The organism is Pacificoceanicola onchidii, from assembly GCF_004804335.1.
GTDB classification, from domain to species: Bacteria; Pseudomonadota; Alphaproteobacteria; order Rhodobacterales; family Rhodobacteraceae; genus Pacificoceanicola; species Pacificoceanicola onchidii.
This window is the reverse complement of record NZ_SRXY01000003.1, coordinates 596,997-618,546: the sequence shown is the minus strand read 5'-3', so window position 1 is coordinate 618,546 and position 21,550 is coordinate 596,997. Positions and strand designations below refer to the sequence as shown.

Genomic DNA, 21,550 nt, shown 5'->3' with positions numbered 1-21,550 from the left:
GCTATTCTACCTCTCCGCCAAACGCTGCGTTAAAGGCCTGCGCGATGGCCTTCTGCTCCTCCCAGGACTGCCGTTTTGGCCGAACTTTGGTGGAGCTGATTTTCTTGAATTCGGGAAACTTCTTCGGCTTGTGATAGCCGATCATGGTGAGATGCGCGGTCTGCCAGGCGTTGACCTCAAGGAACAATCGTTCCCGCTCGATCCGCTTGGCGGCCCCGCTCATCACAAGCCCGATTTCCCGCAGGGTCAGATGCCAGAACAGGTCAGGGGCCTGCCCGGCCTCAACCCATGCTTCGAGAAGGGACGCCCAGTCTAGGACGTCCCCTTCTTCTTTTTTCCCTTGGGTTTTCCGGCACTGGCATCCGGCTTCGGCATGCTGTCAGCGACGGCCTTGCCGGTCATTTCCATCGCTGCCGCGATCCCGCCCGCCTTCGTCATCAACGCCCCGGCCTCTCGAACCGACATGTTGGGGTGATGTTCCTGCAGGCCTGCCCAGAACAACAGCCGAATGTCCTTGAAGGAAAGGTTGGCCTCCCCTGCGCTTTCCAGCTTGTTCAGGAACGCCATGGCGGTGCAGCCGACAGCGTCTTCGAGCTCGCACATCCCGTTTGCAGTGTATTGCAACGAGTAGGTTTCACCATCGACGTCAAAGTCGATTTTGCCCCGAATTGGATTGCTCATCAGGCACCTCCACCAGTGGCAAAGGTCGGCTTGCCGGTGATCTTGAAGGTCGCCGTCGAAGTGATCCTCTCTTCGAGCGGGTCTTCGCCCTCAAAACCAGTGATGAAGGCGGTGAACGTCCAGCTCGATCCGTCCGGAAAGTCGATCGAATAAGTCACTGCAGCATCGGAATCAAAGTCCGCCAGCATCGCGGCATAAGCCGGTGTCGACGGCTTCGACTGGATTTGAACGCTGACCTCGCCGCCGTCCTTCAGCCCGGCAATGAACTCACGCCAGCCTTCCGGCGAACTCATATGCGTGGCGTCCACCACGTCGCGGCTTATAGATGGCGGCGTGATGCTGATCACCTCTCCAACCGTGGTTGTGCCGCGCTTGAAATCGGACCCAAATCCGATCTGTGCGTCTGCCATTTTCAGGCCTCCTTGTACCAGCTGATTTGAAGATCAACGCTGATGCGGAACAGCTGGCGTTCCTCACCGGTTGTCTTGTCCGTCAGGTCGCGCTCATCGCTCACGAAAACACCCTGAAAATGGATGCCGCCGGATGTGCCGCGATAGCCTGACAGGAAGTCGTCCACCGTCCGCGACACAGCCTTCGCGGCGGCATAGGTTTCGGCCCAGGCGTCCACCTGAACCCGTGTTGAGCGCAGCGCCGAAGCGCCCGCCATGTGATAGGCGCGCGGGTCGGAAATCACCGCCAGGTTCACATAAGGAAACCCGGACACGCTTCTGGGCTGCATGCGCCAATGAACCCGGTTTTCGACCAGAGCGGCCAGGGGCGCATGCCCCAACATGAGGGCTGTCAACGCTTCGTTCATCGCTTGGCCCTCTTCGCTGCGCGTCTTTGGTATCGGGCGATGGCTTTGACCACATCCGCCCAAAGGAATTCCTTGATCACATCCAGCAGCGAGCCTTTGTGCGCATCCCACGCAGGGCGCAAATGCGGCTCCGCCTCCTGATGCTCATTGCCAAATTCAGTCTGGATCGCACCCGGATCGTTTGGCCCGGCGTAAACCTCGACCTCGCTTTCCTTCCGCGACAGTTTGCGCTGGCGCTTGGTCAGGCGCGTGCCGACACCGTAGCTGGCTTTCAGATCCCCCATGCGCTCCGGGGCATTGCCGCGCCCGGCGTCCGCAATCGGCTGAGCCGCCCGTTTCAGGACCCGCCGCACGCTGGCTTTCGCCGCAGCTTTCGGCAAGTCCATCAAAGCGTTTTCGAGATCCCGGAAACCCTGGACCTTAAAGCTGGTGCGCATCGGTACTCACCGCCGAGATTTCCAGAAACAGGTTCCTGCCTTCCGACACCTGCTTGATGCCCTCGATCGACCAGCGACGGCCGTCGCAGTCAAACACATCAGCTGCTGTGATCTTCCGTGTCGCCGGTCGGGAAAGCAGAAGAAAGCGCGCCATCACGACACTGGCTTCTTTGCCAGCGGACACCCGCTCCTGATCGGAAACATCCCTCCGCCGAACCTTGGCCCGCAGCTTGGTCGGCGCACCCATGACCGGCTCGTTAAATGCGTTCCGGCTAGTTTCGCGCTCCTGCAGAAAGACCACCGTCCTGTCCAACTCCCCGAGGCCGATCATGACAAATCCCGAAACCCCGAAAGCAAGTCCCGAGCGCCAAGCGGAACCTCGTTGACAGTTCCGCTCGCCGTGGCCTCGCGATGGCTGAAAAAGTGGATCGCGATCATCCGATGCGCCTGTTCCAGATCAGCAGGGATTCCCGTTGAGAAGTCCGCAGTCAGGTCGCGGCGCGTGAACCGGCAGCAATAACTCCAGGCCGCGTCGATGAACGACTGCAGCATGGCATCCTCGACGGCGTCGCCTTCATCGAGGATGCCCAGAAAGGGCCGAAGATCAGCCGGCGTCATGTGGCTCACTTCTTAGCCTCTTCAAGCGCGGTCAATTTAGCCTTCAGATCAGCGTTTTCCGACTGTGCGGCTTCGAGCTGGGTCCCCGTTTCGGCCAAGTCGGCTGCCGATGCGCTCAGCTCGGCCTGAACCTTGACAAGTTTCGTTTCCGACTCGGACAGCGCCTTCTCCGCCTCGACGGCGCGCTGTTCTGCGGCCGCCAGCCGCTTTCCCGTTTCGGCCAAGTCGGCTGCCGATGCGCCCAGCTCGGCCTGAACCTTGGCAAGTTCTGCTTCCGACTCGGGCAGCGCCTTCTCCGCTTCAATGGCGCGTTGTTCTGCGGCTTCCGTCTCCGCCTCGGCCTCAGCCTTCGCCTTCTCGGCCGCCGCAAGTTTACCCCGCAGGTCTGCGGCAGACGCATCCACATCCGCAGGCGTCGCCTTCGGGGTAAACTGCATTGGCGCGGACCGCTCCTTTTCCGCCTGCGCTTTCGAGATTTTCTCAAGCGCGGGCGTGTCGCCCCCCAACAGAGGCAGAACATGCTTGCGGATGCCCCCGTCCTTTTCGTCGATTTCGTACACAACGCCATAGCGAAAAGTCCCTACGGTGGTGTGCCGCGTCGATAGTCCTTTGACGAACATAGTTTTTGTCTCCTGAAACGATTAACGGCGCTCTCTGAGAGCGCCGTTGATAGAGGATTGCAGACGCCGATCAGGCGAAGGTGAAGTTGCCCTTGCACATGGCCAGCGCGCGTTTGATCGCAAGAACAACCCGCTTCTTGGCTTTCATCGTCACCATGTCTTCGATGAAGTTCTGATCATGCTCCGTCGAAAGCGTAACCTCGGTTTCAGCGCGGTCATAGTAGGTTGCCGCCATGGCCAAATCACCGGCCAGCCATTCCCCTGCCGAGATGGTATTGGTTTCCGCAACGTCCTTGCCCCAGAGCCGCGGCGTCGCCTGGGCGCCAGGGTTGCCATAGATGTAGCGTTCATCGGTGCCGCCAACTTTCTGAAGCTCGATCGCGGCCCAGTCGGTTGGGTTCAGCAGGATTTCAGCGGGCATGTAGTTTTCCAGCGTGATCTGCAGAAGCGCCAGGCGCAAACGATCAATGCGGTTGGCGTTGGGCAGACCAGCCGCCGCGACAAATGCCGGCGCTTCAGTCAGCAAGCCAGACAGGTTTTCACCTACCCCGTCCCCGGCGACAATCTGGCTTTCTTCCTCGAAGTCGATCAGGTAACGCAGCTCGCCATCAACCTCCGACTGCAACTGGTCCGCGTCCTGGAGAGCCTCTTCGCTGATGTTGGTGTGCGTCGCGATCTTCTTGACGCGTTCGACGGCCTTGTCCCAACCGAAGTCCGATGCGCCACTGGCTGCGGTCTCAGCCACCATGCCTGCCCCGCTCGTGCGCAGAACCTGTTTGCGGTAGTGAACCTGATCCGATCCGGTCTTGGCCTGGGTCAACATCGAGCGAACAAGAAGGCGGCGGCGCGGCATACGAACCGGCTCACGTTCTTCTTCGTGATAGATCAAGCCGCCACCGGAACCCGTACCAGTGGTGACGGCGTTGGAGATGGTCAGGGACAGTGTGCCGCCCTTGTAGTTCTTCAGCTTCTCATGTTCCGCGACCACGGCCTGACCGAGGGTCATCACGGCGGATTTACCACCCGAGCCGCCTTCGGCGACTTGTTGGGAAATCTCCAGGACCTTGCCATCAACGCCCTCGACGAGCGCCTTCAACCCTTCAACGACCTTGTTGGTTTCGGTCTGAGCTGCAAGAAGCTTGTCAGCCGTCGCCTTGGTCTCGGCAGAAACATCGCCGGCCGTTTTGGCCTGTTTCAAGGCGTCTTCTGCGGTCTGTTTGATCTCGCCGTTCAGCTTGTCGAGCTGCTGACTGACCTTCTTCAGCATGACCTCCGGATCTTCGCCACCGTCTGCACGAACGCCGCCAATGATGGCTTTCGGGCGCGAGTCTGCCATTGCCGCCATGGCAATGGCGGGCATCATAAGCTTTTTCATCTGCTTACCTCTTTAAAGTGAGTTGAGTTTGTCCAGCGCAGATTGCGCCACTTCGGTAACGGCAGCGCTTGACGTGCCGGATGGGGCAGCGCCAGACATGCCCCCTTTCACAGCGGCGTACAGTTCACGCCGCTGGGATTTCGTGAAATCGCTGCGTGCCAGCGCGATGTCGATTTTCTTCTGGGCCGCCTGCGGTGTCAGAGCGGTAGAATTGGACGCACCAGACCCCACCTCTTCCGCGCCCAAAAGCCCGTCCGCAAACCCGTTTTCGACGGACTTTGAACCCGGGAGCCAGGTTTCCTTGTCCAGCATGTTCTGGATGTCCTTCAGATCCATTCCGGATCGGTCCTGGTACAGCTCGGCCGCGGCGAAGTCGAAGGGCTCAAGCCAATCCGCGACTTCGCGAAACGCGTGTCGGTCTCCCGCGGCCACCACCCATGTGTTGTGGATCATGAGGAATGCCGACTTCGCGATCAGGACATTGCTGCCCCCCATAGCTATGACCGACGCTGCCGATGCGGCAAGGCCAAGCACTTTGACCGTAACGGCGCCTTTCTCTCGTGCGTGTTCGGCCAACAGATTGTAGATCGCCAGACCTTCGAAGAAGTCGCCACCGGGTGAGTTGATGTTGACCACCACATCACGCGCCCCGATGTTTCGCAGCGCCGAAGCGATGCGCTTGGCGGTTACACCTTCCCCCCACCAGTCCTTCCCGATCGTGTCCAAGACCGAAATCGTTGCTTCATCATCGCTCGATGATGCACGAATATCCGGGTTCCATTGCTTCAGAGCTTTCAGCGAGAAATCAGACCGCAACCCGCGCTCGCGGACGTCCCCGAGATTGATCACTTTCGAAGTCATCACTTGTCCTTTCCGAGATTTTCGAGCGGCGTCATTTGCGCCTGCGCCAAAAGTTTGTCCGCGTTGGCGTCTTCATGGCGCGGCAGGTTGAGACGCGCCCGGCGCTCATTGGCCGTCATGGTCCCGCCCATGCCCAGCTTGAGCATCAGGTCACCCTTGGCCTTGCTGTCCATCTGGATCATGGCCTCGCGGTTGTATTCAAAATACTCGCTGCGGCGTTTCGCTGCCGGGATCAGGTCCTTCTTCAAACGCTTCTCCAAGCGAATGAGGAACGGGTTAATCCCCAGAGTCAGCCAGGAAAGCAGAATTGCTTCGACACCGCTGCCCCACATGGTCTGCCCCTCCGACGCATGCCCAATCACAATGGGCGGCACCCCGAACCAGCGGCAGATGTCTTCGATACTGAAGCGGCGCGTGTCGAGTAGCTGCGCATCCTCGGGATTCATTTGGAGCTGCAACCATTTCAGGCCCGCCTCAAGCACCATGGTTTTCCCTGACTTCTTGGAGCCCGTGTACTCATCCATAATCGCTTGCAGCTGATCGCGCTGGTTAGGACTCAATGTCTGATCTGAGTACAAGACCCCTGCAGGCATCGCCGAATTCGAAAAAATGGAGCTGGCCGTTTCGTCCGCAGCCAGAGCTGCACCGATCGAATTTGCGCCGTACCGGACTACGGACATTCCGAGCCCATCGCCCGCGCCAAAGCCACGCAGATGAAAAACCTTGTCAGCCGGCAGGACTTCCTTCTTGCCGCGGTCGATCACGCCATACCGAAAGCTCCCATCACGGCCGCGCTCTGGCGTGCACCCGAGCAAGGGACGAAGGCCGACAAGGCGATTGCCGATGAAAAGCCGTTCCGAATAGGCGTTGCCCTGCAACAAAGTCTGAGCAACCACCCCTTCCCAGTATTCCGTCGCGGTCTGATCGCGATTGGGAGAGTCCTTGATGATCTCCGCCAGATCATCGTCCATACGCTCTCGGCTCCCGCTGGACGTCTTGCGGTAGTGATCAACCGGCAAAGCCGAAATCATTTCGGCGGTCTTGCGCACGCAAGCCCAAACAGCGGAATGCTCCATTGATGACTTGGCGCTCACCATCGTTCCGGCTTTGGACGTCACGCCGCCCGAAACCCAGGGCGAGCCTCCCGCGTAAGGAACCCAACCGGCCCCCACAGAGTATTCGGCCCGAACGCCCTGGACGGCAGCTTTCAAGAAACGGATCATATGACCTTCACCGGGTTTGCAAGAAAATCATCCAGGCCCCGCCCTGACGGGACCGGATTGCGAAACATCAGCTCGGATGCGTTCAAAAGGCCGATCACAACGTCGATCTTGGCTGCACCGGCCAGTTCCTTTTCGATGTAAGAGTTAGACCGGCGCACCTCGACGCGGGCATTGCCGATCGACCATGCGAAAATCGGTTGAGCACCATGCAACATCAGGCGCGCTTTCAACCGCAGCGGCAGAGATTTGACCGCAGACTGCAACCGCCACCCCTGAGGAACAGACGTGATGAACGGCTCTTCAAGACCTTCCAGGTTCAAGGCTGTCAGCAGTTCAGGCAAACCCGCGATGTCGAGGCCAACAGCAAACTCTTCAGGCATCTTTCCCGTCGCCTTCAGTTTGCACGTCAGCTCCACGACCTGGTCGACGTGTTCGAAAGGCTGCGAACAGATCACCAGATCCCCGTCCTTCTTGAACGTTTCAAGTGACGGCGCGATCGACTTTCGAAGCTTCAGAACCTCAGGTTGACACCATGCCCGGCACCAGGCGAGATAGACGCCAGTGTCTTTTTCCTTGCCCAGAACAACCGCACCGCAAAGGTCATCGTCACCGCCCCCGTCAACGCCTAGAGTGATGACTTCGGATCGTTCTATCAGCTCATCCAGAGTCAGGGTTTCCTCCCCCGCTCCATCCCAATAGGCCTGTGCGCGCCAGCCATCGTCGCCCTGCGCCGTCCCGATCTCGACGTTGAAATGCTGGCTCGCAACCAAAGCCAGAGATTCCGCGCCTTCGTCCTCCGCCGTTTGGACCGCGTCGCGCAAAAAATCCCAATCAACGCTGCGCCCCAGATGCGGATTGACCAGCGCCCATGTGTCTTCGTCCTTCCAGCCGCCGTCTTTCACCAGCTCGGTCGGCAACTCATACAGCAGCGCCAGCATCGGCTTCTTGATCTTGCCGTCACGCACACGGCGGGCCGTGGTCACCTCGCTGCGAAACACGCCCACCGGCGGCTTCTTCGACTGCGTGGTGATCTGCAGAAGGAAGTGCTTGTTCGATGGGTGCGAAAGCGCACCCCGGATTTCCACGAACAAACCCTTGGCCGCGGGCTTGGTGGCGAACACATGCGTCTCGTCGATCAACACTGTTGCGTTCTTCAGGCCCGTGATGATGTCACCATCAGCGGCCTTGATCATGATTTTTGACGGGATCCGCTTGTTCAGATTGAAAATGGTCCGGGTGCTTTCCCGAGGCTCCGAAAAGACCTTGGTAATGCGCGCTGTGCGTTTGATGATCCCGGCTGCGCAATCAAAGGCGTTGCGCGCCAGTTCGATCGATGGAGCCACCAGGATGAACTGCGCTTCCGGGCTCATGTTGAGAACACAGGCCGTGACAATGATAGCGGCTGCGATGGCTGTCTTGCCGTTCTTCTTCGGGATCATCACGAAGAACTCGCGAAGATACCGTTTTTTGATCTCGGGATCGAAGCTTCCGAAGATCACCCGAACCAGGTCAAAGACCCAGACGTCACAGGTCTCGCCAAAGGTCGGAAACCCATCAAGGTCTGGGTTCCTCAGCTCCTTGAAGATTGCCAACGCCTTCTCGGCGTAGGCGTCATGCAGCGGCAACTCCGGAACCAGCGAGCGACCGGACTTGATACGATCCGCCCAATCCGGAACGGCGGTGCACCACTCGTTGAACGCTGCGTGGTTCAGAGCCGACATCAGTGCAAGTGCTCCGGATTCAGCAGCGGGTCAGCATCGATCGCTTGTTCAGCCGCCGCCGTCAGGGCTTCCTTCTTACCCTTCGGCAAAGCGGCCGGCTTAGTGGCCGTGGGTGCCGTCGCAGCTTCTTGAGCTGCGTCACGAACATCCTCTTCGTCAAGGATTTGCTTCATGGTGCGCATTGCGGACACGTTGCCTTTGCCGACTTGCTCATCGAGCTTCAGCATCAGCTTTGCCCGCAGATCGGCGCGCGCTTTGCGCCGCGCATTCTTCACGCTCAGCTTGCCAGATTGAAAATAATGCTTCGTCAGCGTCGGAAGAGTGATCCCCAACTCAAGGGCAATGTCCCGCTTGTCTTTGCCAGACGCGAGCAAGCCTCTGACTTTGCTAACATTTTCCGCAGTCGCAATATGCCCGTTGGCGCCGGGTTTCCCGTGATTGTCCGGGATGGGGTCACCAAGTAGGTCAAATTTCTGAGTCACAGAAAAAAATTCTCCGAATGAGGGGGGCGCGGGTCTAGGGTCTGGCACCTTTCAGACTTTTGACCGCCCCCCCCCTTTCATTGATGGTTGGTGATGCGCCGGGCATCAGTATTGCCCGCGCTTCTCGATGCTTTGCTTGACCCCGTCGTGGTATTCCTTCGACACGGCCTGAAGGTTGTCTTCATCCCAGAACAGGTGAAGGTCACCACGGTGAGGGATCTTATGATCGATCACAGCACTGTTCCGCGCGTGCTTGCCACCGACAAGCAGGACACCAGTTTGTTGGCATACAGGCCAGAGCCATGGGTGATCCCGGAAGAGTGGCGTCCGCTTAAAATCCGGCCACTCGTTTAAGGGAACCAGTTGCGGGCGCGATCGGAAGCACTGTGCATCCCGAAACAGTATCTTGATCCGCAACCTTTGCCACTTTGCAGTGTTAACCGGACCATCCGAACGCCGAATTCCCTTTCGCGCGCCATCCGTCGCGGCGCCCAAGCGCGACGGCATGGACCCAAGACGCGGCTTTGCCGCAGATAAGCGACCCACCGTTAGACCGGGTCAGGCTCCGGGCCGACACTCAGCATCATCGGTGCTGGCATCGTGCCGTCGATGTGAACGTGGATCGCGGCACCGGCATTCAGCGCCTTCAGCTCTTCCGGAGACGGGAACCAAGCGCTGGTCATGGTTGGAACCTCGCCACCCGCGACGTCGCAATGCCGCGTCCCGTCACGCAATGGCAACCCAAGGAAGCCTTGAGACTTGCCGCAGATGCGGGTCACGCCTTCGATTGTTCCAATGTCCATTTCTTCGCCCTTCAACCACGGCCACAAGTTCAAACGAAAAAGCGCCCGGCAGTTTCCTGCGGGCGCAATTCGGTTCGGAGGCAAGATGTCAACAGAAGCTCGATTGTGTCAACAACTATTTCGCCAAGGCTGCATCGGAGGCATGCGATCGGACACTGAATAGCGGGCCAAATCCATCCTCCGCAGGTCAGACCGCACCGACAGAAGAGCGCCCCACCACCGCAGATAACCACGGCGCGCAGCAGCGACTTCGCCAACGGACGGCGCCCAGACACAGGGCACCCAAAGCTCCTGACGAACCCGCTTCCTCCGGCCCTGCATGTACTCGACCTCGCGGCAGACTTCCGTTTTGCCGAGCTGGCCCAAATGGTTGCGCTTGGACCACGCACGCGGTTGCAACTTGGGCTGCCCCAAATTCCAGCGCGGCACGCGGCACATGCGCGCCAGTTCAGCCACCCAAATGGCCACGTCAAAAGGCACCGCATTGCGAAGCGCTGTCGCGACCAGCTCCGCGTCATCATGCGGGTGACTGCGCCCGAAAGACGTATCAGGCCGAACGCCCTCACCCCGCTCGAAGCCCATGGCCAGCATCTCACCAACCCGATGTTCTGCACTGACCCCCGGCAAGCCGATCCCAAGGGCGGCGCCAACCTCATCGAAATCGAGAGTGGCGCATTCCGTCGCGAACGCCCATTCCAGCAGCCGCTTGATCGAAATGATCTCACGCCCCTGCTCATCAACATTCCGCTCTCCGACATCAGCCGCTACCATTGACTCCGCCGCGTGCTCTTTGCCTCTGCTCATGACCGTCACGCTGCGTCCCCTTGCTCAGCCGCCTCAACATAGCCGCGCACCCGAGCCTCAAGGCTCCGATACCACGCCAACCACTGCAGATCGTCCGGCCAGCGCGGCGGCATCCCCCGCTCCTGCCGGTCCTCGATCTTCTTCCGCTTGTCCCGGTGCTCTGCCGCCCTCGCCTGGACCGCCGCCTGATGCTCTGGCTTGACCGGCGGAAACTTTTTCGCCTCCCAGAACTGATACTCCGCGACAAGCCGATCCCCCTCCAATGCCGCCCTGCCCGCAGCCGAGGCAAACCACCGCAACAGGTTCGGATGCTCGACCAAAGGCCTACGCTCAAACGACTCGGCAATCCCGAGGAACGCAGCCCGGCTCGGCCAGAAGTCCTTGCTCGCACCCTCACCCTTCGTGGCCATGCTCGCCACAAGCGCCCGCAGCGCATCATCGCTCAAATACGCCAGGTCATCGCAGATCTGATCAAGCATGCCCCGGCCCTGCTCAGCCGTCACGCCTTTGCGAAACCGAAAGCCCCTGCGCTCCAAAGGCTGGATCAACAGCACTCGCACCCGGTCCCGCTTGCTCTGAAAGTCGCCTGTCTCACTGCCCGTCATGATCGTTTCCCTTTCTCAGCAAATCCCGGCTTGCCGACACTCGGCATCGGTCAGCATTCCCGCAGCGACGATATGCCGAGACACGAGCCCCGCAGGATCGTGCAACTCGCGGATCGCATTCGCTCGCCCTTCCCGGAAATCCCGCACCGCCCGCTCGGCCTGCGAAACGGTCATCGGATTGTCCGAAAACCCGGCTGGCTTCTCGCGCGCCTTGGTTATTTCCTGGTTACTTACAGGTTCCTCTCCAGTGGGCTGGAGACGGGTCGGCCCTGAAATTGGAGTCGGGTCTGCCTCCAGATTGGAGACGGCTCCGACTCCAGATTTTGGAGACGGCTTTGTCGATTTTTTGGACCCACCACCGCCCGACTTTGGCGGATTTCCGTCTCCAGATTCTGGAGTCGGGTCTTGTGGGCCGTCAATTTCAAAGCCCAAGATGTAGCGCGTCGGGTTCTGGCGTTTCGTCCGGCCATCGCGCGTCTGGTGCCGCTTGATCAGCCCCTTGCGCTCAAGGCTGTTCAGAACGTTGTTGACGGTCCCGTTCGACACACCGGCCCGCTCCCGCAGATAGGCCTGCGACGGAAAGCACCCGGCGCTTGCGTTGTGACAATCGCACAGATGAAACAGCACCCGGAACTCACTGGCGCCGAGCAATGAGGGGTCCAGATCACTCAGCCAATTGGTTGCCTTGTGGCTCATCTCAGGCCACCTTCCGCGCACGTCACGCAGTCCGGGTCAAACGATTTGCCACTGCGCTTGCGCATCAGCATGCCCAAATCACGGCGCTTGACCTCGACTGCACCGCCAGCGACGGCCAGCCGCCTCTTGGACAGCGCAATGTCAAAGTGCTCCCTATGGGAACCGGGTTTCTGAAGCCATTTGCGTGACACACCGATCCGGTCGGCCATCGCCAACAGCTCTTCGGTCGAATCCGCCATCATGTGGCACATTTTCATCCGGCCAAAAGGCGCCTGCATGTCATCGACATAAACGGCCATCACGCCCCCTTTCCCAGCGCCATATCGCGCCAATACCCATGCACCGCCGTGAAGAGCGCATAGCGCCCCGCCGCGAACGCTTCCTCATCCGCGCGCAACTGCGCGGTGATCACATCACCGGCCGGGCCAAAGAGCGGGCCCAAACGGCCACCTCCGCGCGGCAGCACCTTCAACGCATCCGAAACGGCGCAAACAAGCGGCGCGCTTTCAACGAGACCGCCCCTGGACAGCGCCAAAGCGCTGCAGGACGCCACGAAGGCCGCGCGTGGAGGCAATCCGCTCATGACCGCCCTCCCCGCCCGAAAGGCGTCCCAAAGGCTTCGCAACACTGAAACCCGCGCGTGTCCGTCAGGCAGATGTCAGGCACGGCCTCATCCGGCAAAGCATAGCTCGGGAACAAGCAGGCCCCTCGATCCGCTGTCCGGCACGATGCCACAAGGAACGGAACCCACCACGCGCACACCGCACAGCCCATCAGCGCCCCCACTCCAAACGTGACCGCCCGCGTATCGCTTGCGCATCCGCATGCATTCGCGCGAGCACCGGGGCGAGCTGCGGACGCGCTTTCTTTGGCTCCACAGGTGGCGGCGGCGCGTCCAGAACAGGCGCAGACAATTCAGGCGCCGGCTCAACATCACCGCCGTGATCAACCATATCGAGCCGATCCCGCCGCGCGACGTGCCGCACCCGCGCCTCTGTCGTTTTGAGAAACACCGCCGCCGACTGCACGGAATGCCCCAGCGCCGCCGCACTTTGAAAGGCACGCGCCGATGGCGAAACACCATCCGGAAACGTGACCCCCAAATAGCCCGCCATCCGATTGACAGACCGCTTGTCCAAACCGATCACCGCGGCGGCCTCGGTGCAACAAAGCCCCGCATCCGCAAAGGACTGGAGCCACGCGCGCCGCAAGTCGCGCTCTCGCTCCAACTGTTTGGCGTACGTCACGAACCCCGTCATGCCCGCCTCCGCGCCTTACGGGTTTGCGCCGAATTGTACAGGTTCCGCTCACCATGAACGGTCTGCCACCAGCGCAGCGGCTCACCCGCCGCAATGAAATCCTCCTGGAACAGACGCCAACGCGACATCACCGCCCCAGGGTCAAGCCCCGCCAAATGGACAACATCCGCAAAGTCAGCCGTTCCGAACCACGCCCGAGCCGAGGAAAGCAGCTTGCCCCGCCCCCAGACCGGATCTCTGCGAAGCTCCGACGCGGTCCACGACCCGGAATTGAAGCTGTCGAGCCATGATTGCATCAGAACAAACGCCCACAGATCACGACACCGCACCGCATCAACCGGCCCTTCAAGATCAGCCGGAATCACGCGCAGCGCACTGTCATCAATCGGAAATCTGGCAAGGTTCACCGGCCAATATCTCCCTCGGAAAGGCCCCGGGGCACAGTGGCCCCGGAGAAGTCCAACAGGGAGGCGCGTGGAACCGCCGCCACGCCCGGCATCCCGGAAAAAGCCCGCGCGAGGAACGCCCCCGCGCGGGTCAGGTGGCCGCGCACCATCAGGCGCGGCGCAGGTATCGGGCAGGCGCCCGACTGAAATTCGGAACTCATGACGGCACCGCCTGGGAAACCCCATCGAGGTGATCCGCAACGGCCCGCAGCTCGGCGGCCAGATCAGAGGCCGCACAAACCCCCGTCGCCAAGGCTTTCTCTTTGCCGAACTCAGGCGACGGCGCGAGCCGCCAGCACACGTCCCCACCACCGGCAGGCGTCACGCGCAGCGCAACATGATCGACATCGAACACATGCCCCGCCATCACGCCCACCAGCGCGCGGGCATGCCGCCGTCCTGGTTTTCCGGCTTGATCGCAGCATCAGGACAAACCTTCGACGCTTCGATCATCCGGTGCTTGATGCCGGAAACCTGACCTTTGGTGAGACCCATCCCGCGCCCAACCTGCGCCGGACTGGCCAGATCCACATCAAGCCGCGCCATCACTTCGAGATCGAACTCATCGTCCTTGCGCGTTTGCTCGGCTACCAACCCATTCACACGGCCCATGTCAGACCTCCACAGCCGAACGCCCGGCCCATCCACCCCACACGCCCCGCGAGTGTTGGAAAGGAACACAGGCCCGGATGGGCCGGGCGTCCGGCTCGAAAAGATGAAAGGAAGGCGCGCGCGGCAGAACTGGACTTCCCCCGCTCGCTGAGGATAGCGTCAACCTGACGTTGATCAGTAACAAAGGATTTCAAATGAACTTTTTTGCATTGGATTATGAAACCGCGAACGCAGACCAATCGAGCATTTGCCAAATCGGCATGACAGAAGTCCGAGACAGCGCGATCCTCGGAACGAAGACATGGCTGGTAAACCCGGAAGTCGAGTTTGACCCCATCAACAGCAGCATTCACGGCATTAGTGCCTCTACGGTCTCCGGTTCTGAGAAACTCAGCAACCGACTGCCGACCCTCATAGCATCGCTGGAAGGTTCTACGGTTGTCAGCCATACCGCGTTTGATCGCGTCGCGACCTTCCGAGCATGCAAAAAGCTTGGAATCGCCCCACCGCAATCCACTTGGATGGATAGCGCCAGAATTGCACGGCGGGCATGGCCAGATGATTTTGGCAGTTCTGGTTACGGCTTGAAAAACGTTGCCAAAGTCCTCGGGATTTCTTTTGAGCATCACGACGCCGGCGAAGACTCCAGAGCATGCGCCCAAGTCGTTCTGCTCGCCTCCGAACATACGGGATTCACGCTTGCAGATTGGCAATCCCGGATTAAGAAACCGATTATGTCGATGCCTGAACAGACTGGGACGCCAAGTCCGGATGGGCCTTTCTTTGGTGCGACGCTTGTTTTCACAGGAAGCCTGGACCTCCCGCGCAGAGAAGCGGCGATGCTCGCTGCGGCAGTCGGCTTTTCCGTGGGCAAAAGCGTTACCCAAAAAACTGACTTCCTCGTTGTTGGCGATCAAGACGTTTCCAGGCTCGCGGGCAAAGAAAAGAGCAGCAAACACATCAAGGCAGAGCAACTTGCGAGTGGTGGCCACCCAATCCGAATTCTTTCCGAAAGCGACTTCCGATCTCTGATACCGGTCACTCCCTGATGCAGAAAAACCGCCTTTCACAGCTTTTGCGTCCCGGCTCAGGGAGGAGGCGAGAGCCGAGGTGCGCTGACCTGACGCCGGGAGGAGGTTGGCGACCGGTGTTTCGTGAAATGGGGCATCAGGACGGGTCATTGCGGGGCCTCGATGTCGTCGGGGCGCAGACAGTGAAACTTGGAACGGTCGAGGCCGCGCTTGTCGACTTCCTCGCCGAGTCTCTCCTCGGCTCGCCTTAAGGTCTCGGGAAAGTTCCTGCCGTTGTTCTTCAATCGGCTCACCAGCATCCCATTGCTAGCCAAGAGCCAGCCGACCCGGTAGTCGCTCAAACCGGTGAGATCTTGGAACTTAAGGATGTCTTCTTTGATGCTGCTCATGGCGGCATTATGCACTCTAAAGAGTGCAGTTCAAGGTGCAAAAATTGTGATGCATCGCACTCAGGCGAGTGCAATAATTAACGCCATGGAAGATAATCGCTTGAAAAGATTGCTCGAAGTTTTGGAGCGCGACCCTAGATCACCGAACCGCATTAGCGAAGACGCGCGGCTCGGAAGGAATTACGTGCGCACCATTACCAAAGACGGCAAAATGCCGAAACTCGATCATTTCGACGCACTCCTTAACACTATGAGCTATCAAGATAAAATGTACGTCTTAATCGGTCAGCGCCTAACGGAACAGGATCTTGAATTCGTCAGAATTCTGGCTGATCTTTCTCCTGAAGCTCGCCGTCATGCTGTAGATTTTTTCCGCGCTCTCGCAGAGCCCGCAGATAGCTAAGCGCCTCGCTTTTCCCCTCCTCTGAAAGCTTCACCCAAAGGTCGACTAGAACGCGATAGTCGCTCTCAGAATCGGTCATTTTAATATTCCCCACAACAAAGCACACCTGAGGGTTGCATTCTAAATCATCATATGCCTAATAGTAGGTTATTCAATATACAAGTGTAGATTGTCATGACTGACCTTGGACGAAGAATTGAAGAGATTTGCCGTCAGCGCGGCTTGAAGCTCAAACACCTCTGCGATGATGCTGGCGTTCCATACGGAACCCTCCACCAACAGCTAGCTCGCGGCTCCCGGATCCCCTTTGATACGGTTGATCGACTTTCGGATGCACTAGGGTTGCCGCTTGAGCACTTCAGCTCCATGCCATCACGAAAAAGAACAATGGAGGAAATCACGGGAGAGATTGTCTCGCTATTGCAGAGAGCGGAATCAAATCAGACGCATGAAATCGATACCCGCCCGACCGTTGAGACCATCTTTAGGCGCCTCAATGAAGCTGACTTTCGCACTGATCGGCTTGGCGACTTAGCGGATCGTTGTGATCTCTACCACCCGCTAGCGCCAGAAGACCGTTGCGCCCACCCCGTCTCCTTTGGGATGCGCAGCCTGTCGAGGCATGTCCTTGGAATGACAAGCACAACGGAATACTACAAGCGTATCGCAAAATTCGACGCCGACTTGAGACGCAGATCCTTTACCTCCCATAGAGACGCCACCGAACAGCAGTTCAATGTAAGCTCTGAGAACATAAACGAGGTTATTGAGGGTCAAAAGGTTAGCGGATGCTATCTAAGAGCTACTGCGCGCGTCCTCGACAACAGAAAGAGGGACAGAACCCTTATCTTTACTCAGTTCGTGTTCGCCAACGAAAAGGAGTTCAATCTGCCTTCGTGTTGACGCTAGCAGCGCATGTGAATCCTTGCGCCCGTGCGGTTCTGGCTTTCGCCAAATCATTGCTCGCCGAATGACGCAGGAAAAGCCATACAGCCGATTCAACGGAATGTCTGTTTCATCAACAAACCCATACATCCAATCGAATTTCCAGCGAGATACTATGATCAGCTTCATAACTTTCAGAAATTTTGCGAGATCGGTTATGGAGATGTTGTCGCGACCTTGGACTTTTTCGACGGTTTGCACCTGGCCAGTGTAAACAACCACACCGCGTATCAAATCAAACATCTGATCCAAGTAATCTATCGCGTCAGACCGCCGATCGTACTGACCAACAGAGACACGTCGAGTATAGGAACCCAATGTTTCATTCCGAAGATCAATAACTCGGGCTGAAACACTGGCTACAGGAACTCCATCACGTTCCAAGAAAAGCCAATATGCCTCGCCCTGCTCGAAGTCGAGCCTGCTTGGATCCATCATTGGAATAAACTCGAGCCTGCCGATCTCTCCAACTTTTGAAACAGCGCGTTCGTAATCATCCTCAATCGAGACGACATACCCCTTACCCTCCAGGGCCTTAATCAAGGGGCCTCCAAGACGTATTAAGTCGATCTCGTTCATGCGTCCCCCTCAGGCCTGTCACAAGGCTTGTGTGCCGCAGACGTTACCATGATTCCAGTATGGCGGAACGAAAACGGCGAACCCCTCATGCACTGGACGCACCTTAAAGAGTGCATCTTTCTTGACAATGCACTCGATAGAGTGCAGTTTCTCCACACCACCGAAGAGGCAAATGCCCGATCCGGCCATCGAGCCAACAGGGCGCTGATCGTGGACACATGATGGAGTGACCTTATGCGGAATGCCCCCGACTTGATCCATAGCCTGACCTGCAACAACCCGATCCCTTGCCTCGCACAGGACGCATGGCTGTCCTTGAAAGAAGCGCAACGGCTCGAAGACGGCACCAGCGGCGCAATCAACCCGGAACGTATGGCCCGGCTCGAAGCCATGCCCTCCCACTGGCCCACCGTCCGGCAGCAGCAGAACGAAGTACTGGCCAGCCTCGACGCCGCCCGCCCCCGCATCACCGCCGCGATCCTGCGGCTTCAGGGGGCCAGCGCATGACCTTGCTCTTTTCAATCTTCACCGCCTTCAGCGGCGCAGGCCTCTTCCTCTCCGCCCTCGCGATGATCAGCATGGCGCGGAGCTGGCCGGAGCTCGAAACCGGATCACGCACGATCGGCTTCACCATCATCGGCGGCCTGATCACCGTCTCCGGATGCTCAGGCACCGCCGCGTGGGTGCTGGCATGAAATCCCGCCAGCCCATGTCCGCCCTGCCCCGATCCCAACAGGCCGGGATCCTCTGCAACGATGAAACCTTTCAGAAATTCGTCGGCGCGCGGATCGGTCTGGCAGACGGCGAACCCGCCGCCCCCGGCATCGCGGCGGATCACGTCCGCTGGCAATGCGGCGTCCACACCCGCGGCGATCTGGACAACCCGGACACCCGCGCCTTCCACAACCGCCGCTCTGCCGCCGAGCTATGGGACGAACTCCGCACCGAATACGACGCCTGGCGCGGCGCCATCCCCCGCCCGGAAAGGGAGCCAAGCTGATGAATGACGAAAACATCCAAATAAACCGGATCATGATCCTTCGCAGACCCACCTTACCAAGGGCGCTGATTGCTCCCGGCCTACAACTCACTCTGATCGGCGTTGGCATTGCCACGGACAGCGCTGCGATGCAGTGGTCCGGCTTCGTCGCGCTTTGCCTGATGGCGCTAGCCGCCGCTGTGCTGTCTCGGATCGAACCTATGACCGTGGAAGAAGCGCGTCAGACGCTGGACACAATCGAAGCCAAAGAAGCCCTGCACACTCCCCGGCCTTGAGCCGGGGGCTTTGATGGCTTGCCGGGCCGACAGCCCCACGCGGTGTGGGGCGGGCACATCCTGGCAGATATTCCGGCAAGCCTTCCAAGCCACCACGAAGGGAACCAACACATGACCCGCGCCACCCCGGACAGCGTGATCGCCGCGCTGGACCTGACCGACCCGCCACAGCGCCACGCCGCAGACATGATCCGCCATCTCGCCGCCAAACGCAGCGACCAGCGCGGCTTCTACATGATCTGCCGCAAGCCCACGCACCAAGGCAGCAAGACCGAACCCAAGGCCCGCATTGCCCACTTCAACACCGCCCGGGACGACGCCCGCCGCCTCGCCCGCAGCGCAGGCGCCCCTTTCGTGGTCCTGGGCGTGGTCGATGTCGTGAACCCCACCGACGACCTCACCGGTCGCCTTCTCTGAGAAAGGACCCCAGCCGATGAAAGACCATTCCATCAACTTCCTCGAATTCCTGCAGACCTTCCGCCGCGGCGAGCTTCTGCGCGAAGTCGATCACCAGCTCGCAAAGGTTACGGACGCCATGCACGAGACCGGCGGCGACGGTGAGCTGACTATCAAGCTGCCCTTCAAGTTCAACAAGGCCGGGCAGATCGAATGCGTGCCCAGCATCGCTGCGAAACCGCCCAAAAAACCCATGGGCACCGGCCTTTACTTTCTGACGGACGAAGGTCGCCTTTCGCGCCGCGACCCCAATCAGATGGACATCGAAGACGAAATCGAACGCCGCCGCGCGGCGGAATGATCCTTACCAAAACTGACCAAACGGAGAAACGAAATGGAACAAACCCAAGACCCTCGCGCCGTTCTTGACGCGACCATCGACGCGGCGCGCCTGGCCGAGCCTGTGATCCAGCACGACGACGGTCGCAAGCACGCCTTCATCCCCGAGGGCTATGATCTGAAGGACGTGTCCGACCCGTACCTTTTGCCGCCTCACATCAAGCGGCATCTGATCGTGGATGATCGCGCTTCGCTCTCTGCCTATGCCAACCGGTTCAGCGACAAGCGCAGCCTGATCGTGGCCGACTATGACAACGGCAAGATCACGGCGTTCCTCGACTGGGACAGCGACAACCAGAACAAACTGCAGCCGCAACCTCGTGATCACAGTGCAACGCTGCTCCTTCGCGACAGCGAGGAATACAAGCGCTGGAGCAAGATGGAGGGTGCTCTGCATTCACAGGAAGACTTTGCCTTCTTCATTGAAGAAAACGTCGCCGACGTGACGTACCCCGACGCCTCCACCCTTTTGGAAATCTGCCGGGAACTCGAAACGACCTCTGGCACGGTGTTCAAGAGCGGCGTGCGCCTCGACAATGGCGACCGGTCCTTCACCTATGAGACCGAAACCCGCGTGAAAGGCGAAATGGTCGTTCCGACCGAAATCACCCTCGCCATCCCGCTCTATCAGGGCGAAGAACCCACCACGATCTCCGCAAAGTTTCGCTTCCGGCCCCGGCCCGATGGTCTGGTGCTTGGCTTCCAGTGGCACCGGGTCGAGTACCAGCGCCAGGCCAAGTTCACCGAACTGGCAACCGCCGCAGCCGAGGAAACCGGCCTGCCGGTCTTCTTTGGGCGCTCCTGATTTCTCTTTCTGGCCATCGGCGACGGTGGCCAGCGACGGAAACCAGCCCCCAACCGGGAGACACCCCATGCTCCAAAAACCAATTCTGAGAATCCTCCCCCTCGCCAGCGCCCTGCAGGCCCTCAAAGAAGCGCCGACAGCGGAAGCCCGCACCGAGGTCATGGCCAACATCATCATCGCAGGCGGCGGGATCTGGATGTTCGGCCCGGACCAGCCCGAGGGCATGGCCGAAATCTCGCTGTGCAATGTCGTCGGTCTCGGCGAGACCGCAGAGCAAGCCACGGCCGATTGGATGGCAGCCGCCGCGCGGACTCTAGAACATGGCGTCTGCATCCTTTGGTACGCCCGTCAGGTTCAGGCCGATTGCACCCAACACGACGACGTCACCGTCGCCGAGGCCTGTCGCATCATCGAGGCGCGCAGCGACGACCCCACCGAATCCGCACGCGCCCGCGACCTGCGGGTCCTGATCGAAGGCGAAGCCGCCTAAGCCCCCATTCGACCGCCGGTCGAATACCCCCGCCGCACAGATGCAAAGCCGGTGTTTGAAAGCGGCGGGGGTTGGAAATCCGAAAGGATCGAAGCCATGAAAGTGCTGATCGGATGCGAAACAAGCGGCATTGCGCGGCGAGCCTTCGCAGCTCTCGGGCACGACGTTTGGTCCTGCGACATCGAGGCCGCCGAAGACGGGAGTAACCGCCACATCCGCTGCGACATCCGCGACGGTATTCTTTCCGAAGGCTGGGACCTGCTCGCAGTTATGCACCCGCCATGCACCCGGCTTTGTCGATCGGGCAGACGCTGGATGTCCGGCCCGGGCAAATGGACCCAGCCCAAGCGCCTGCCGAACGGGCGAACATGGGCCGACATGCGCGCGGAGTTTGAAGAGGGCGTCGACATCTTCACAACGTGTTGGACTGCTCCCATCGAACGTGTCGCGATCGAGAACCCTGAAATGAACGACCTGGCGAAAGACCGCATGCCAGCCGATCTGCCGCCGCCCGCATTGGTACAACCGTTTTGGTTCGGGGAACCCGCATACAAGGCGACTGGGTGGTATCTACGCGGCCTCCCCGCCCTGCAGGCAACCAACAAGCTACAAGAGCCCCGTCGCGGCAGCGCCGACTGGAAAGCATGGAATGCGGTGCACCGCATGCCACCCGGCCCGGAACGCGCCCGCCTTCGCAGCCGGAGTTTTCCCGGCATGATGCAAGCCGCCGCGCATCAGTGGACAGATGCTGCAACAACCGAAATCAGGAGTGCATGAC

General features: G+C 59.7%; 39 protein-coding genes. 12 read left to right on the top strand and 27 right to left on the bottom strand.

Annotated features, from left to right (window positions below):
* Position 1: 1 nt before the first annotated feature.
* From E4662_RS11325 to E4662_RS11205, 25 genes are all read right to left on the bottom strand, one after another.
* Positions 2 to 223, bottom strand: a complete 222-nt coding sequence (locus tag E4662_RS11325) for a hypothetical protein (protein WP_136441635.1) — start codon at positions 221 to 223, stop codon at positions 2 to 4.
* 89 nt (positions 224 to 312) lie between these two features.
* Positions 313 to 681: a GTA-gp10 family protein gene (locus E4662_RS11320; protein ID WP_136441634.1), complete on the bottom strand. Its 369-nt coding sequence runs from the start codon at positions 679 to 681 to the stop codon at positions 313 to 315.
* On the bottom strand, positions 681 to 1,091 hold the full coding sequence (locus tag E4662_RS11315; RefSeq protein ID WP_136441633.1) for a phage tail tube protein: 411 nt from the start codon (positions 1,089 to 1,091) through the stop codon (positions 681 to 683). The genes E4662_RS11320 and E4662_RS11315 overlap by 1 nt, the downstream gene beginning before the upstream one ends.
* A 2-nt stretch (positions 1,092 to 1,093) precedes the next feature.
* Positions 1,094 to 1,498, bottom strand: a complete 405-nt coding sequence (gene gp17, locus E4662_RS11310; protein ID WP_136441632.1) for a tail completion protein gp17 — start codon at positions 1,496 to 1,498, stop codon at positions 1,094 to 1,096.
* Positions 1,495 to 1,935, bottom strand: a complete 441-nt coding sequence (locus E4662_RS11305) for an HK97-gp10 family putative phage morphogenesis protein (RefSeq protein WP_136441631.1) — start codon at positions 1,933 to 1,935, stop codon at positions 1,495 to 1,497. The genes gp17 and E4662_RS11305 overlap by 4 nt, the downstream gene beginning before the upstream one ends.
* Positions 1,919 to 2,266, bottom strand: coding sequence for a phage head completion protein (locus E4662_RS11300; protein WP_136441630.1), 348 nt, complete (start codon positions 2,264 to 2,266; stop codon positions 1,919 to 1,921). Before E4662_RS11300 ends, E4662_RS11305 begins: the two co-directional genes overlap by 17 nt.
* Positions 2,263 to 2,553 (bottom strand): head-tail connector protein, encoded by a 291-nt coding sequence (locus E4662_RS11295; protein ID WP_136441629.1) that lies wholly within the window; start codon positions 2,551 to 2,553, stop codon positions 2,263 to 2,265. Before E4662_RS11295 ends, E4662_RS11300 begins: the two co-directional genes overlap by 4 nt.
* 5 nt (positions 2,554 to 2,558) lie before the next feature.
* Positions 2,559 to 3,173 (bottom strand): hypothetical protein, encoded by a 615-nt coding sequence (locus tag E4662_RS11290; protein WP_136441628.1) that lies wholly within the window; start codon positions 3,171 to 3,173, stop codon positions 2,559 to 2,561.
* Between the two features lie 70 nt (positions 3,174 to 3,243).
* The gene (locus E4662_RS11285; protein ID WP_136441627.1) at positions 3,244 to 4,548 is read right to left on the bottom strand and encodes a phage major capsid protein; all 1,305 of its coding nucleotides are present in this window, start codon (positions 4,546 to 4,548) and stop codon (positions 3,244 to 3,246) included.
* Between the two features lie 12 nt (positions 4,549 to 4,560).
* On the bottom strand, positions 4,561 to 5,409 hold the full coding sequence (locus E4662_RS11280) for a head maturation protease, ClpP-related (protein ID WP_136441626.1): 849 nt from the start codon (positions 5,407 to 5,409) through the stop codon (positions 4,561 to 4,563).
* On the bottom strand, positions 5,409 to 6,632 hold the full coding sequence (locus tag E4662_RS11275; protein WP_136441625.1) for a phage portal protein: 1,224 nt from the start codon (positions 6,630 to 6,632) through the stop codon (positions 5,409 to 5,411). Before E4662_RS11275 ends, E4662_RS11280 begins: the two co-directional genes overlap by 1 nt.
* Positions 6,629 to 8,353, bottom strand: a complete 1,725-nt coding sequence (locus E4662_RS11270; protein WP_136441624.1) for a terminase large subunit domain-containing protein — start codon at positions 8,351 to 8,353, stop codon at positions 6,629 to 6,631. Before E4662_RS11270 ends, E4662_RS11275 begins: the two co-directional genes overlap by 4 nt.
* Positions 8,353 to 8,835 (bottom strand): hypothetical protein, encoded by a 483-nt coding sequence (locus tag E4662_RS11265; RefSeq protein WP_136441623.1) that lies wholly within the window; start codon positions 8,833 to 8,835, stop codon positions 8,353 to 8,355. Before E4662_RS11265 ends, E4662_RS11270 begins: the two co-directional genes overlap by 1 nt.
* A 105-nt stretch (positions 8,836 to 8,940) precedes the next feature.
* Positions 8,941 to 9,069 (bottom strand): hypothetical protein, encoded by a 129-nt coding sequence (locus E4662_RS24420; protein WP_276606305.1) that lies wholly within the window; start codon positions 9,067 to 9,069, stop codon positions 8,941 to 8,943.
* Between the two features lie 314 nt (positions 9,070 to 9,383).
* A complete protein-coding gene (locus tag E4662_RS11255) occupies positions 9,384 to 9,638 on the bottom strand; it encodes a hypothetical protein (protein ID WP_136441621.1) in 255 nt (84 codons plus the stop codon).
* Between the two features lie 108 nt (positions 9,639 to 9,746).
* On the bottom strand, positions 9,747 to 10,442 hold the full coding sequence (locus E4662_RS11250) for a hypothetical protein (RefSeq protein ID WP_168797958.1): 696 nt from the start codon (positions 10,440 to 10,442) through the stop codon (positions 9,747 to 9,749).
* Between the two features lie 5 nt (positions 10,443 to 10,447).
* Positions 10,448 to 11,047, bottom strand: coding sequence for a hypothetical protein (locus tag E4662_RS11245; protein ID WP_136441619.1), 600 nt, complete (start codon positions 11,045 to 11,047; stop codon positions 10,448 to 10,450).
* A gap of 15 nt (positions 11,048 to 11,062) precedes the next feature.
* A complete protein-coding gene (locus E4662_RS11240) occupies positions 11,063 to 11,743 on the bottom strand; it encodes a helix-turn-helix domain-containing protein (protein WP_136441618.1) in 681 nt (226 codons plus the stop codon).
* On the bottom strand, positions 11,740 to 12,042 hold the full coding sequence (locus E4662_RS11235) for a DUF4031 domain-containing protein (protein WP_136441617.1): 303 nt from the start codon (positions 12,040 to 12,042) through the stop codon (positions 11,740 to 11,742). Before E4662_RS11235 ends, E4662_RS11240 begins: the two co-directional genes overlap by 4 nt.
* Positions 12,042 to 12,326, bottom strand: a complete 285-nt coding sequence (locus E4662_RS11230; protein WP_136441616.1) for a hypothetical protein — start codon at positions 12,324 to 12,326, stop codon at positions 12,042 to 12,044. Before E4662_RS11230 ends, E4662_RS11235 begins: the two co-directional genes overlap by 1 nt.
* A gap of 190 nt (positions 12,327 to 12,516) precedes the next feature.
* A complete protein-coding gene (locus E4662_RS11225) occupies positions 12,517 to 13,002 on the bottom strand; it encodes a hypothetical protein (protein ID WP_136441615.1) in 486 nt (161 codons plus the stop codon).
* Positions 12,999 to 13,409, bottom strand: a complete 411-nt coding sequence (locus E4662_RS11220) for a hypothetical protein (RefSeq protein WP_136441614.1) — start codon at positions 13,407 to 13,409, stop codon at positions 12,999 to 13,001. The genes E4662_RS11225 and E4662_RS11220 overlap by 4 nt, the downstream gene beginning before the upstream one ends.
* The gene (locus tag E4662_RS11215; protein WP_136441613.1) at positions 13,406 to 13,609 is read right to left on the bottom strand and encodes a hypothetical protein; all 204 of its coding nucleotides are present in this window, start codon (positions 13,607 to 13,609) and stop codon (positions 13,406 to 13,408) included. The genes E4662_RS11220 and E4662_RS11215 overlap by 4 nt, the downstream gene beginning before the upstream one ends.
* Positions 13,606 to 13,815, bottom strand: a complete 210-nt coding sequence (locus tag E4662_RS11210) for a hypothetical protein (RefSeq protein ID WP_136441612.1) — start codon at positions 13,813 to 13,815, stop codon at positions 13,606 to 13,608. The genes E4662_RS11215 and E4662_RS11210 overlap by 4 nt, the downstream gene beginning before the upstream one ends.
* The gene (locus tag E4662_RS11205; RefSeq protein WP_136441611.1) at positions 13,815 to 14,060 is read right to left on the bottom strand and encodes a hypothetical protein; all 246 of its coding nucleotides are present in this window, start codon (positions 14,058 to 14,060) and stop codon (positions 13,815 to 13,817) included. Before E4662_RS11205 ends, E4662_RS11210 begins: the two co-directional genes overlap by 1 nt.
* Positions 14,061 to 14,254: 194 nt before the next feature.
* On the opposite strand from E4662_RS11205, the gene E4662_RS11200 reads away from it, so the two are divergent.
* A complete protein-coding gene (locus E4662_RS11200) occupies positions 14,255 to 15,109 on the top strand; it encodes an exonuclease domain-containing protein (protein ID WP_136441610.1) in 855 nt (284 codons plus the stop codon).
* 128 nt (positions 15,110 to 15,237) lie between these two features.
* Here the strand turns inward: E4662_RS11200 and E4662_RS11195 are convergent, their stop codons facing one another.
* The gene (locus E4662_RS11195; RefSeq protein WP_136441609.1) at positions 15,238 to 15,480 is read right to left on the bottom strand and encodes a hypothetical protein; all 243 of its coding nucleotides are present in this window, start codon (positions 15,478 to 15,480) and stop codon (positions 15,238 to 15,240) included.
* On the opposite strand from E4662_RS11195, the gene E4662_RS11190 reads away from it, so the two are divergent.
* A complete protein-coding gene (locus tag E4662_RS11190) occupies positions 15,470 to 15,883 on the top strand; it encodes a hypothetical protein (protein WP_136441608.1) in 414 nt (137 codons plus the stop codon). The genes E4662_RS11195 and E4662_RS11190 overlap by 11 nt on opposite strands.
* 174 nt (positions 15,884 to 16,057) lie before the next feature.
* The gene (locus tag E4662_RS24515) at positions 16,058 to 16,786 is read left to right on the top strand and encodes a helix-turn-helix domain-containing protein (protein ID WP_420819265.1); all 729 of its coding nucleotides are present in this window, start codon (positions 16,058 to 16,060) and stop codon (positions 16,784 to 16,786) included.
* Here the strand turns inward: E4662_RS24515 and E4662_RS11185 are convergent.
* Complete coding sequence (locus tag E4662_RS11185; RefSeq protein WP_136441607.1) at positions 16,679 to 17,407, bottom strand: hypothetical protein; 729 nt, start codon at positions 17,405 to 17,407, stop codon at positions 16,679 to 16,681. The two genes, E4662_RS24515 and E4662_RS11185, sit on opposite strands and share 108 nt — an antisense overlap.
* Before the next feature lie 234 nt (positions 17,408 to 17,641).
* Between E4662_RS11185 and E4662_RS11180 the strand changes: the two genes are divergently transcribed.
* The 9 genes from E4662_RS11180 (at position 17,642) to E4662_RS11140 (ending at position 21,549) form a co-directional block, all read left to right on the top strand.
* Complete coding sequence (locus tag E4662_RS11180) at positions 17,642 to 17,914, top strand: hypothetical protein (protein ID WP_136441606.1); 273 nt, start codon at positions 17,642 to 17,644, stop codon at positions 17,912 to 17,914.
* Positions 17,911 to 18,102 (top strand): hypothetical protein, encoded by a 192-nt coding sequence (locus tag E4662_RS11175; protein WP_136441605.1) that lies wholly within the window; start codon positions 17,911 to 17,913, stop codon positions 18,100 to 18,102. The genes E4662_RS11180 and E4662_RS11175 overlap by 4 nt, the downstream gene beginning before the upstream one ends.
* A complete protein-coding gene (locus tag E4662_RS11170) occupies positions 18,099 to 18,407 on the top strand; it encodes a hypothetical protein (protein WP_240705169.1) in 309 nt (102 codons plus the stop codon). The genes E4662_RS11175 and E4662_RS11170 overlap by 4 nt, the downstream gene beginning before the upstream one ends.
* Positions 18,407 to 18,682: a hypothetical protein gene (locus E4662_RS11165; protein WP_168797957.1), complete on the top strand. Its 276-nt coding sequence runs from the start codon at positions 18,407 to 18,409 to the stop codon at positions 18,680 to 18,682. Before E4662_RS11170 ends, E4662_RS11165 begins: the two co-directional genes overlap by 1 nt.
* Positions 18,683 to 18,793: 111 nt before the next feature.
* Complete coding sequence (locus E4662_RS11160) at positions 18,794 to 19,099, top strand: hypothetical protein (protein WP_136441603.1); 306 nt, start codon at positions 18,794 to 18,796, stop codon at positions 19,097 to 19,099.
* A 16-nt stretch (positions 19,100 to 19,115) separates the two neighbouring features.
* Positions 19,116 to 19,439: a hypothetical protein gene (locus E4662_RS11155; protein WP_136441602.1), complete on the top strand. Its 324-nt coding sequence runs from the start codon at positions 19,116 to 19,118 to the stop codon at positions 19,437 to 19,439.
* Positions 19,440 to 19,472: 33 nt separating this feature from the next.
* Entirely contained in the window at positions 19,473 to 20,282 is an 810-nt protein-coding gene (locus tag E4662_RS11150) for a DUF2303 family protein (protein ID WP_136441601.1), read from the top strand.
* Positions 20,283 to 20,349: 67 nt separating this feature from the next.
* Complete coding sequence (locus tag E4662_RS11145; RefSeq protein WP_136441600.1) at positions 20,350 to 20,772, top strand: hypothetical protein; 423 nt, start codon at positions 20,350 to 20,352, stop codon at positions 20,770 to 20,772.
* 96 nt (positions 20,773 to 20,868) lie between these two features.
* On the top strand, positions 20,869 to 21,549 hold the full coding sequence (locus tag E4662_RS11140; RefSeq protein WP_136441599.1) for a hypothetical protein: 681 nt from the start codon (positions 20,869 to 20,871) through the stop codon (positions 21,547 to 21,549).
* Position 21,550 lies beyond the last annotated feature (1 nt).